The 11,412-nt window shown below is 57.4% G+C and carries 4 protein-coding genes; 3 read left to right on the top strand and 1 reads right to left on the bottom strand.

Annotation, left to right across the window (positions count from 1 at the left end):
• The first annotated feature begins 871 nt into the window (after positions 1-871).
• Entirely contained in the window at positions 872-2,380 is a 1,509-nt protein-coding gene (locus GNX18_RS11000; protein WP_166217999.1) for a tryptophan halogenase family protein, read from the top strand.
• A gap of 70 nt (positions 2,381-2,450) precedes the next feature.
• Here GNX18_RS11000 and GNX18_RS10995 read toward each other — a convergent pair whose 3' ends face one another.
• Complete coding sequence (locus tag GNX18_RS10995) at positions 2,451-3,293, bottom strand: universal stress protein (protein ID WP_138236854.1); 843 nt, start codon at positions 3,291-3,293, stop codon at positions 2,451-2,453.
• Positions 3,294-3,544: 251 nt separating this feature from the next.
• Between GNX18_RS10995 and GNX18_RS10990 the strand changes: the two genes are divergently transcribed.
• Both GNX18_RS10990 and GNX18_RS10985 read left to right on the top strand, forming a co-directional pair.
• Entirely contained in the window at positions 3,545-5,293 is a 1,749-nt protein-coding gene (locus tag GNX18_RS10990; protein ID WP_240913977.1) for an alpha-amylase family glycosyl hydrolase, read from the top strand.
• Between the two features lie 459 nt (positions 5,294-5,752).
• A complete protein-coding gene (locus GNX18_RS10985; RefSeq protein WP_166217996.1) occupies positions 5,753-11,404 on the top strand; it encodes a PQQ-dependent sugar dehydrogenase in 5,652 nt (1,883 codons plus the stop codon).
• The last annotated feature ends 8 nt before the right edge of the window (positions 11,405-11,412 follow it).

The raw sequence follows: 11,412 nt of genomic DNA, 5'->3' as shown, positions 1-11,412 counted from the left end.
TTTTCTACGGGCTTTTTTAACAACGGAACACCAGCGCGGAGGCTCGCGCTGGTTCCAGAAGACCTCTTCGGACATCGTTGATAGACAAACTTGGATTACTGGAATGTTCCGTTGACTAGAAGGCCTTGAAGCCGCTACTTATGGTGTTTCCGCTGTTGCATCTCCATGTGGGCTGTGCGAAGGTTTTGTTGCAAACTGGCGTCACTAGGATTTCACTTTTGCAAACCAGATAAACGTTTTTGGCTTTATCTGGATCGTCGAAAATTTTCGCTGGTATCAGAGGGCCAGCGTTTGTTCAGCAATTGGGGTTGGTACACCGGGAATCAAAAGCTAGCCGACGCATGGCGCGCGTTCGGAAGTGAATAATCCGAGCAGGCAGGCTTTGTTGAATTATTTATTCTCTATTCGGTCGCTACCTTTGTACTCTGAAGCCCCGGCGAGCTAACTGGTATATTTGTATCACTTGTAATTGCGATTTTGCCTGCGCCCCCGGGGAGGGAGTAGAAAGGTGTTTGCTAATGTTGGTGGCGGGCAATTCAACTGCGCCTATCCTCGACGCGTAGTTAGTGTTGGAAATGTAATCTTGGGCAGGGTAACCAATCCCGAAAAATCTCTTACCCACTGAGCTTGGTGGGTGCCGTCTGGGCTCATGCAATCTACATAAAAATAAAAATGCGTTTTCCAGTCTGAAATTTTTCCGAGCCTACTTGGTACGGTAGTTTTACGCCCTCAAGCAGGGGGAGCTGGGTTGAGCCAGTTTGTGTTTCAGTCGGACAGCGTGATTGGGGTGCAGATAGATCATGCCTCTTTTGCGTAAACCCTGGCTGGAATACGCTCTGTAGTTTATTAGTAACCATTTGATGGTTTTGATGTGAACAATAAGAATATTAGAAAATTGGTGATTCTGGGCGGCGGTACCGCAGGCTGGATGACCGCGGCAATGATGGCCAAGAGCATGGCGGGAACGGTAGCGGTTACCTTGGTGGAGTCTGACGAGATCGGCACTGTCGGGGTGGGCGAGGCAACCATTCCTCCCATTCGTAATTTTAACGGTGCGCTCGGTTTCGATGAGGCGGATTTCCTGCGCGAGACTAAAGCTACTATCAAGCTCGGTATTCAGTTCGAAAACTGGTCTCGCCCGGGCGAGAACTACATGCACGCCTTCGGTAGCATCGGTAAGAATTTTCCCTTTTGTGATTTTCATCACTACTGGCTGCGCAACCGCGCACTCGGCGGCAATGATTGTTACTGGGACTTTTCGCTGAATTATCAGGCTGCAAAGCACAACAAATTTTCCCATCTCACCAATATTCCCAACACCAAGCTCCCGGGACTTTCCTATGCCTATCATTTTGACGCTGGGCTCTACGCGCAATACCTGCGTCGATACAGCGAATCCAAAGGTGTCGAGCGGGTTGAGGGCAAGGTCTTCGATGTGCGCTGCAATCATGACAGCGGCTACGTTGAGGGGCTGACGCTGGAGAGTGGTCAGGTTGTTGAGGGCGATTTGTTTGTGGACTGCTCTGGGTTTGCCGGTCTATTGATCGGCAAGGCTGTGTGCAGCGAGTACGAAGACTGGGGGCAATGGCTACCGTGCGATCGTGCCATGGCAGTCCCCAGTGAGTCGACTGCGTCTATCGTCCCTTATACACGTTCCATCGCCCGCGCTTGCGGCTGGCAATGGCAGATTCCACTGCAGCATCGCATCGGCAACGGGCTGGTGTATTCCAGTAGCCACTGCAGTGACGAGCAGGCCCGCGAGATGCTGCTGCGCACTCTGCCGGGCAAGCCGCTGGCGGAGCCTCGGGTGATCCCGTTTCGTACCGGTCATCGGCGTAATCAGTGGGAAAAGAATGTGGTAAGTCTTGGGCTTGCTAGCGGATTCCTGGAGCCATTGGAAAGTACGTCTATCCATCTGGTGCAATCCGGTGCTACCCGGCTGGTCAAATGTTTCCCGCACCGCGGTATCCGTACCGAGGAGGTAACGGAATTTAATCGCCAGTCACGGCTGGAGATGGAGCGTATTCGGGACTTCATTATTCTTCATTACAAGGCCAATCAGCGACGCGACAGTGACTTCTGGCGGCACTGCGAAAACATGGCGATTCCGGAAAGTCTGCGATATAAAATGGAGCTCTTTCGCGCGACCGGCAAGGTATTCCGGGATTACGACGATCTGTTTACGGAAGTGGCGTGGCAGCAGGTGCTGATTGGGCAAGGCGTACTGCCGGAGGATTATCACGGGATTGCGGACGGTATGAGCGACACGCAGCTGAGCGACCTGCTGCAGAGCCTGAAAATCCTGATCCAGGGGACGGTCAGGCAGTTGCCGACCCATGAGGCATTTTTGTCCTCACTGTTGGCCTCCGGTGTCAAATAGCCGGTTGATAGTGTGGACGAGCCTGTGGTGCAAAAGGCCCCGCGAGTGCGGGGCCTGAGCCGCTGGGTGTTCAGTGTCCAGTAGTGGTAAACGCGTTACATACCATCACATCGATCTCCAGTGAGCCAATCACTCGCTCGGCGGTATTGCCGCGTAGCAGTGAGCCGGTCTCGCCGTACTGGTTCAGGGTGCCCATCACCACCACGTCCGCGTCGATTTCCTTGGCTATCTCCGCGACCACTTCGTTGGTGTAGCCCTGTTTTACGTGGATGCGGTCGGTGGGAACGCCGGTCTTTTCCGCCAGTTTGGCAAGTTGCCCTCGGTCCGGGTAGAGCATGGAATCGAGGAATGCGTTGACCAGGTGCAGTTCGGCACCATATACCTCGGCTATGTAGCCGGCGCGCTCAGTGATCTGGCGGTTTAGCTGGCGCTGCTGGGTGCTCTGGGCCTGGTAATTAACAGTGGCCAGCACCACCTTGCGACGGTCCTTGGCGCCGGGGCGAATCAGCACCACCGGGCACTTGGCGTGTTTCAGCACCTGCCACTTGGATTCGGCAAAGGTGAAGCGGCGGCTGGTTCTGGCGTGCACAGGCAGGTAGATCATTTCCGCGTTGCAGCGTTTGGATTCCTGAATAATGGCCGCCTGCCAGTCACTGGACCAGCACACGCTAATCTCGAACTCGACACCGGCATCTTCTATTGGCTTGCGGATCTGGTCGCGGAACCAGAATTCATCGCGGAACAGGTGGTCGTTCACCGCGCGGGTATCGACGGCTTCGCCATCAACTGCCACAAATACCGCCAGTTTCGGTTGCGGGGTGCGCTCGCGCGCGGTCGCCAGGGCGCGCTCAAGGGCTACATGGCGGTCGTCATTGGGGTCGACAACGACGAATACGATGGGTTTTTCCTGCATGATCACTCCTTCAAATCTGGTCCCTAAGTTTTCTCTCTGCCTTGCGGCGTGCGTATGCCACCCTGTTTTATATATGCCGCTGAGCGGTTTGTGGGCGGCCCCATGACCGGGAGGTCAAGACTACCACCGGCCGCTGCTTTTTTCACCTGCGCCATTCTCATCTACGCCCCGTGGCAGGAGGATGAATCTGCGGCCGGTGTGCGTACAGTAGGTTGCAGTGATGACTGTACGATAACGGCGGAGAGAAGATAATGAGAAAAATGTTCGGCCTGAGTGCCGTGATGTCCGCGGCTGCCCTTTCCCTGGCCGCCTGTTCCGAAAGCGAACCCCAGGCCCCGGGGGCCCAGGCCGGTGCGGTATCTTCGCCGGAGACGGCCGCCCCCGCCTTGACCCAGGTCAACAGTTTCTCGGCGGATCCCTTCTGGAACAACGCCACCATCTATTTCATGCTGCCGGACCGTTTCCACAACGGTAATCCGGACAATGACCTTTCTTATGGTCGCAAAGATGATGCTGCCCATATGCGCGGTTTTCACGGCGGTGACCTGCGCGGTGTCATCCAGAAGCTGGAGGAGGGCTATTTCACCGATCTGGGTGTAGACGCCCTATGGATGTCGCCGGTCATCGAAAATGTCCATGGTTACGATGAGGGCGACAAGCGTACCTATGCTTTCCACGGCTACTGGCCGAAAGACTGGACCAGTGTAGACGCCAACTTAGGCACCGAGGCAGAGCTTTCCGAGTTGATCGAGAAGGCCCACAGCAAGGGTGTCCGCATCCTGCTGGATGTCATCATCAATCACACAGGTCCGGTTACGGCGGAAGACCCGCTGTGGCCCTCGGACTGGGTGCGCACCAATCCCCAGTGCGATTGGAGCAGCTTCGCTCAGAATGTGCAGTGCGCACTGACAGACAACCTGCCGGACATTCTAACTGAGAGTGAGAAACCCGTTGAGCTGCCACCGCAGCTGATAGAAAAATGGCAGCGCGAGGGCCGGCTTGAGCAGGAGGTCGCAGAGCTGGATGCCTTTTTCGAGCGCACCGGTTATCCGCGCGCGCCGAAGTACTACATCGTCAAGTGGCTCACCGACTGGGTGCGTGAATACGGTGTGGACGGCTTCCGTGCGGATACCGTGAAGCACACCGAACCGGAAATCTGGGCGGTGCTGAAGAAAGAAGCCAGCCTTGCACTGGCGGAATGGAAGGCCGCCAATGCAGATCGCAAGCTCGATGATCGCGAATTTTTCATGGTCGGCGAGGTGTACCATTTCGGTGTGAATAACTTCTCTAACAGCGATGGCCGCTTCTACGATTACGGTGATCGCAAGGTCGACTTCTTCAATTATGGGTTCGACAGCCTGATCAATATGGGCTTTGCTGCCCACGCCGCACAGGATATGGAATCCATTTTCAGTCAGTATTCCAGCATCCTTCACGATGGCGCTCTGCAGGGGGTATCTGTATTGAATTACCTCGGCTCTCATGACGATCAGGGCTCCTTCGACCGCGAGCGCAAGCAGGTGAAAAGCGCAGCGCTGAAGCTTATGTTGGCACCGGGCGCTGCGCAGATTTATTACGGTGATGAAATCGCGCGACCGATGATCGACGATCAGGCCTATGGCGATGCGTCCATGCGCGTGCCCATGGACTGGAGCAGCATTGAGCAGAGCAAAACCAGTGAGATCCTGAGTCACTGGCAGAAGCTCGGCCAGTTCCGTCAGTCTCACCTTGCGGTGGGTGCCGGGGTCCATCAACAGCTCAGCGCCGCACCGTATGTGTTTTCGCGCACGCTGGAAAATGACCGTGTCATGGTTGCGCTGGATATGCCGGCGGGCGAAAAGACTGTAGATGCAAGCACGGTATTTGCCGAAGGTACCCTGGTGAAGGATTACTACTCCGGCGCAGAAGCGCGGGTGGAAAATGGCACACTGAAGTTTGATACCGGATTTGACATCCTGCTGTTGGGTAGCCCAGAGCCCCAGGAGTTGACTACTCGCTAAATAAATCTGTGTCATTCCCGCGCTGACGGGATTCCAGGCGCCGCAAGCGCAGGATCCCGACCAGAAAAGTCAGGCGCGACACTTCTCTGTGCGGGGATGACTTGGGAGATTGTTCGTTTTTTGTAATGCCTTCATCGTCTCCGTGATGAACCCAACCCTCTCTTTCTCGTCGAAAGATTTGCCGGCAATAGATTGTTCTATCGCCGGTTTTTTTTGCCTTGAAGTTTGCGCGGTGTGTATCGGCGCGTAAATATGGCATGGGGGAGGTCTACGCCCCCAGGGGAGGTCTACGCCCCCAGGGGAGGAGGAGGTAATGTTGTATAAAACGAGTAACGTGAAACTGCGTATCAGTGGTTCGCGCACACTGCGCTGAGAGGTCGTCAGCGAATAAATAATAAATACCGCATGTTAATAACGCATGACGGTTATCCGGATAACAATAACTCCCGGAGCATAGCGATGATTTCTGCCCCTGTGATGGCCGGAGTGCTGCACTCCGCTGCTAAACTATGCCTGCGCCTTTTTGCCGCGTGGGTACTGCTCTTACCTGTGCACGCCAGCGCGCAAATCTGGTCTGAAGCCTGGTTCCGTGGCACCCCGAACGACTGGGGCGCTACCGCAATGACCTATGATAGCGACACCGGCGCCTGGGTAACCGAGCAGACCTTTGATGGCGCCAATTCCCGCTTTAAAATCAGCCATTACCAGAACTGGAATGAAGCTTATCCGGCCAATGATTATCTGGTAGCGAATGGTCGTTATCGCATCGCATTTGACGATGCCAGCAAGGCCATCACGGTAACGGAAATCGTCGAACCACCGCCGGAGAGCACGTCCACCAGCCTGTGCTTTGACAATCCGCAGAATTACGCGGCACCACATATCTATTTCTGGAATGCGCAGCCCGCCGGCAGTGTCAGCAACCTTCCCGGTTGGCCTGGGCTTGCCATGACCGCAGCCGGTGAAAATTTCTGTTACGACTTCGCTGCGCATCTGGCCAACGGCACGATGCCGGATTCCCTGAATGTCATTTTCAACGACAACGGCAATTCACAAACTGCAGATCAGACCTACAGTGGTGATCCCTGTTATCTCGCCGGCCAGTGGCAGGGTGCGGAAACCTGTGGGCTGGATCAAGAGCCGCCCGTTGACCAGCCGCCTACCAAGCGTCCACTGCTGGCACAGCCGTTGAACTTCCCGATCTCCGGCAATGTTTCCGGTGGCAGCTACCGTTTTGAGGTGGCCTACCCGAACCTGCAAGGTCAGTTCATGTCGCCGGTGATGGTGATTCCCGATGGCATCAGCGACCTGCTGTATGTGGTCGACAAGACCGGTTCCATTTTTGTGTTTCCAAACCGCGAGGAGGTGGCTCCGACGGAAGTGCGTACGCTGCTGGATATCAACGGTGTGGTGCGCAATTACCACGAGCAGGGACTGCTCAGCATGGCCTTTGACCCGGATTACGCCAGTAACGGCTTTATCTACATCTATTACATCCACGGCACTGACGACAATGTGCGCGCGCCCGATGGCAGCTATGGCGATGCCATTCTTGAGCGCTGGACCGTGGACAACCCGAACAATCCTACCCAGGTAATCGCCGGCTCCAGCACGGAAATTCTGCGTGTACCCCAGCGTGGTCCCGACCACAAGGGTGGCATGATGCAGTTCCACCCGGAGGACAAGTACTTGTATCTGAGCATCGGCGACGGTGCTTACGGTCACAGTGCCACCATGAGTTATCCGGAAGATCCGCGCACCAATAACGGCGCCCAGGAAACCGATAATCTGTTGGGCACTTTTATTCGCATCAAACCCCTGGCACAGCCGGTGGACGGAAAATATTACGAAATCCCCGCAGATAACCCATTCGTCGGTGTGCCCGGCTTCCGCGGCGAAATCTGGTCCTACGGCCATCGCAATCCCTGGCGCTGGAGCTTCGACACCGAGGCGCCCTACACCCTGTGGGAAACGGAAGTGGGGCAGGCGGGCTTTGAAGAGGTCAACCTGATTGAAAAAGGAAAAAATTACGGTTGGCCCATCTGCGAAGGCACTAACAACCGCGGTGACCTGGGTGGTGATCCGGGCAAAAACTGCAGCACGGATTTCGAACCACCCCGGGACGGCTATGCCCACCCCACCGGCTTTTCCATTATTGGCGGGGTGGTGTACCGCGGCAGTACCCTGCCAGGGTTGGGCGGGCACTTCGTATTCGGGGATTATGTCACCAAGCGCATCTGGTCCATCGTCGACGGCGAGGCAAAGGCACTGATCAGTGATGCCTTCCCGGAAAACATCGCCTCCTTCGGTACCGACCTGAGTGGCGATACCCTGCTGGTTGTCACTTACGGCGTGGAGTACGGCGGCCAGTCCACGATTTACAAAGTGGTGGACGACGAAGCCCAATCGGCTGTCATCCCCGCAAAGCTTTCCGAAACCGGGTTGTTTGCCGATCTGGAAAACCTGCAGCCGGTTTCCGGTGTGCTCGAATACAGCCTGAATACTCAGGGCTGGTTCGACGGCGCCAGCACCCGCCACTTTATCGCGTTGCCAAACGACAGCCAGATCACCTTCGCTGAAACCGATCACTGGGATCTTCCGATCGGCACGGTACTGGTGAAACACCAGAGCATTGCCACCGCGGATAATCCCGCGCAGCCGTTTACCACCTCGGTGCTGTTCCGCCAGGACACCGGCAAGTGGCAGGCGGCAAACTATTACTGGAACAGCGCTGGTACCGATGCTGACCTGGTGACCGAAACCCTCACAGTGATGGACGGCGGTGTAGAAAGCCGCCAGCGGGCCGTGCAGTCTGCCGCTGACTGCGGATCCTGCCACATCGGAAGTGGCAGTCGCGAGCCCCTGGCGGTCCACACCCGGCAGTTGAACCGGGATTTCCAGTACGGCGAAGGCTCTGAAACCATTGCCAACCAGCTGGACGTATTCAATACCATCGCTCTGTTTTCGCAAGACATTGGCGGTGCAGCCAGTCACGATGCTTTTGTGGATGCCGCAGATACCGGTGCGGATCTGAACGAACGCGCGCGCACCTATCTGGATACCAACTGCTCCCACTGTCACGCCAGCAGCTTCATGGACTTGCGCTACGATACGCCGCTTGCGGACATGCGCCTGGTCAATGTGGAAACCACCGGCGGCGCCGCGCGCCTGCGGCCTTTCGATCACGCCGACAGCCTGGTGTACATATACCAGACTACCGACAACAACCGTATGCCCAAGGGCACCCGCTATACCAACCCGGTGGCGGAAGCGCTGTTCCGGAGTTGGATTGGCAACGCCGATGCCGTGCAGAGCGGCATCGCATTGCACGCGGACAGCGACCGGTTGAATAGCGGCGATGCGCTTGCGGTGCAAGTACATGCGCTGTACGACAATGGTTTTACCGTACCGGTCGACGGTATGCCCAGTGTTTCCTCCAGTGATCCCGCAGTTCTCGCCGTGGAGTCTGTTACTGAAGGTGCGTTCGTGCTGCGTGCCGGTGCCACCGGCAGCGCGAGCATCACCGTTCAGCAGGGAGGGTTCAGTGAAACGCTCACTGTTTCCGTCACCAGCGTGGATACCAGTATTACCCGCCTGGAAATCGCACCGACGGATATCGCACTGAATGGCAGCCGACAGCTGGTGGCCTTCGGCGTGCGCGCCGACGGTACCCGCAAGAACCTGTACGGGCAGGTAAGTTGGTCCGTTGTCAGTGGCCCGGCAACGGTGGATCAGAATGGCTTTGTTACCCGCACCGGCAATGGCGATGTGACGGTGCAGGTGCAACTCGGGGAATTCACCGCGAGCGCAACCCTGGCGGAGGGTTTCGATGGAATTGCCCTGCGTTTCGACAATCCGGACAGCTGGGCGCAGGTATATGTGCACCTGTGGATCACCGTCAACGGCCAGGACCAGGCACTGACCCAGTGGCCCGGCGTATTGATGGCCGGTCCGGATGAAGACGGCTTCTGGACGCATTATGTGGATGAAGAAGATCTTCCGGGTGGCGAAGTCAATCTGGTGTTCAACAGCGGCAACGGCCAGCAGACAGGCGACCAGCGCAATATTGCTGAATCTTCGAGTTTTGTCGCGGGTGCCTGGGAGCCCTGGACGCCGGAGGCCCCGGTGGGTGGCGATACCTCAAGGGTGTCCGTAATTGGCGGTAGCACCGCCGACGGTGAACGGGATTATTCGATCGGCAGTGTCATCACTGTGAATGCGGATGTGCCGCCGCTGGGAACGGCGTTCGGTGGCTGGAGTGGTGATGCCGCACCCTATATCGTCGGCGATCCGTCGCTGCCGCAGGTGCAACTGCTGATTCCGCGGCACGATTTGTCGTTGGTGGCGCTGTTCCCCAGTATCAGCAACGCCTACGAAGCCGGGCAGAACTTTTACGCGGCCCAGTGCGCGGGTTGTCACGGTGATCAGGGGCAGGGGGATGTGGCCCCGGCGCTCGCGGGCACCGGTACCAACTGGCAGCTCGGTGACCTGACGCAATACATCGAAGACTTCATGCCTATGGACGCCGCCGCCAGTTGCGCAGGCAATGAGTCCGGTGCCTGTGCCTATGAAATCGCGCGCCTGATGGTGGATGAAGCCTGGAATACCAGTGCTTGCACCGGCAGCGATTGCGATGGCAGCAATCTTGATGGGCGCAATCTGCGGCTGCTCACCCGCGAGGAGTATCTCAATAGCGTGCGGGATATTTTCGGTATCGACTTTGATCTGTCACTGATGGGACCGGTGCCGGCCGACGGTCGCTACCGCAACTTCGATACCGCGTCATTCCTCACCGCCGGCAACGACCGCACCCTCGGTTATGAACTGGTGGCCGAGCAGGTTGCGGATATTGTTATTACCCAGTCTGGCTTCGGCAATCTGGTCAGCGGCTGCGGCGACAACCACTGTGTAATCGATACGCTCGGCTTCCGTCTGTTCCGCCGCCCACTGACCGGCGATGAAGTCAATCGCTATGCGGCGCTGTACAGCGCGGAAGACGATGGCCGCCTGGCGATACAGGCCATGCTCATGTCGCCACACTTCATGTACCGCTCTGAGCTGGGCGAACTCGATGCCGCCACCGGCCTCTACCGGCTCACTCATTATGAAATCGCCACGCTGCTTTCCTACACCTTCTGGGTCACCACACCGGACGATGCTCTATTGCTCGCGGCCAGCGAAGCGAGCTTTGATGTGGCGGCGCAGGTGGACCGGTTGCTGGCCGACCCGCGCGCGGAGCGTGGTTTGCGCCGCTTTATCGGCGGCTGGCTGATCAACAACCAATATCCGTTCCCGGCCATCACCAGCGCGGACCTGATTGCGGCGTTCAAGGAAGAGACGGTGGGCTTCGTGCTGGAAAATATCCGTGGCAACAGTGCCTTCAGCGAATTGCTCTCCGCCAATTACACCTGGGCCAATGGCGCCCTCGCGGCCCACTACGGTCTCGAAAGCAGCAACAGCAACTGGTCGATGCGCACCTTCCCGGCAGGTGATCCACGCAGTGGCAGTGGGCTGCTGGGGCATGGCAGCTTCCTCGCCTCGCGCACCAGCACCGTCAACCCTGCGCCAATCAAGCGCGGTGTATATGTGCGCGAAGTGCTGATGTGCCAGGAATTCCCGCCACCGGCGGCGGCGGACTTCAACGTGGTATTTGAAGACTCCGACAGCAACCGCGAGGCCACCGCGCGGCACACGTCCGATCCGGCCTGTTCTGCCTGCCACCAGTTTATCGACGGAGTGGGATTCGGTTTCGAGCGTTTCGGCAGCGATGCCCTGTACCGCACCATCGAAACCATCGGTACCGGAGAGCAGCGGGAGATCGACGATAGCGGCAGCATCAAGAGCCTGTACACCCCGGCCACGGTCATGGACCCCACCAGCCCGAGTTACGACTTCTACTCGGTACCGGAACTGGCCGCGCTCATCGCCGGCAGCGATCAGGGCGAGGCCTGTTTTGCGCGGCAGTTCTACCGCTATGTGGTGGGACGCGAGGAAGGCGCGAGTGATGATCTGATCATTCACCACGCCAGCGAAGACCTGCGCAACGGCGGTGGTATGCGCGACATGCTGCGTACCCTCGTTCTGTCTGATGCCTTCGTTTTACGCCGCTGAAATTCGGG

The sequence above is a fragment of the Microbulbifer sp. SH-1 genome (genome assembly GCF_011326135.1).
Taxonomy (GTDB): Bacteria; Pseudomonadota; Gammaproteobacteria; order Pseudomonadales; family Cellvibrionaceae; genus Microbulbifer; species Microbulbifer harenosus.
Note: the sequence above shows the minus strand (reverse complement) of the source record. Positions and strands in the feature narration are given on the sequence as shown.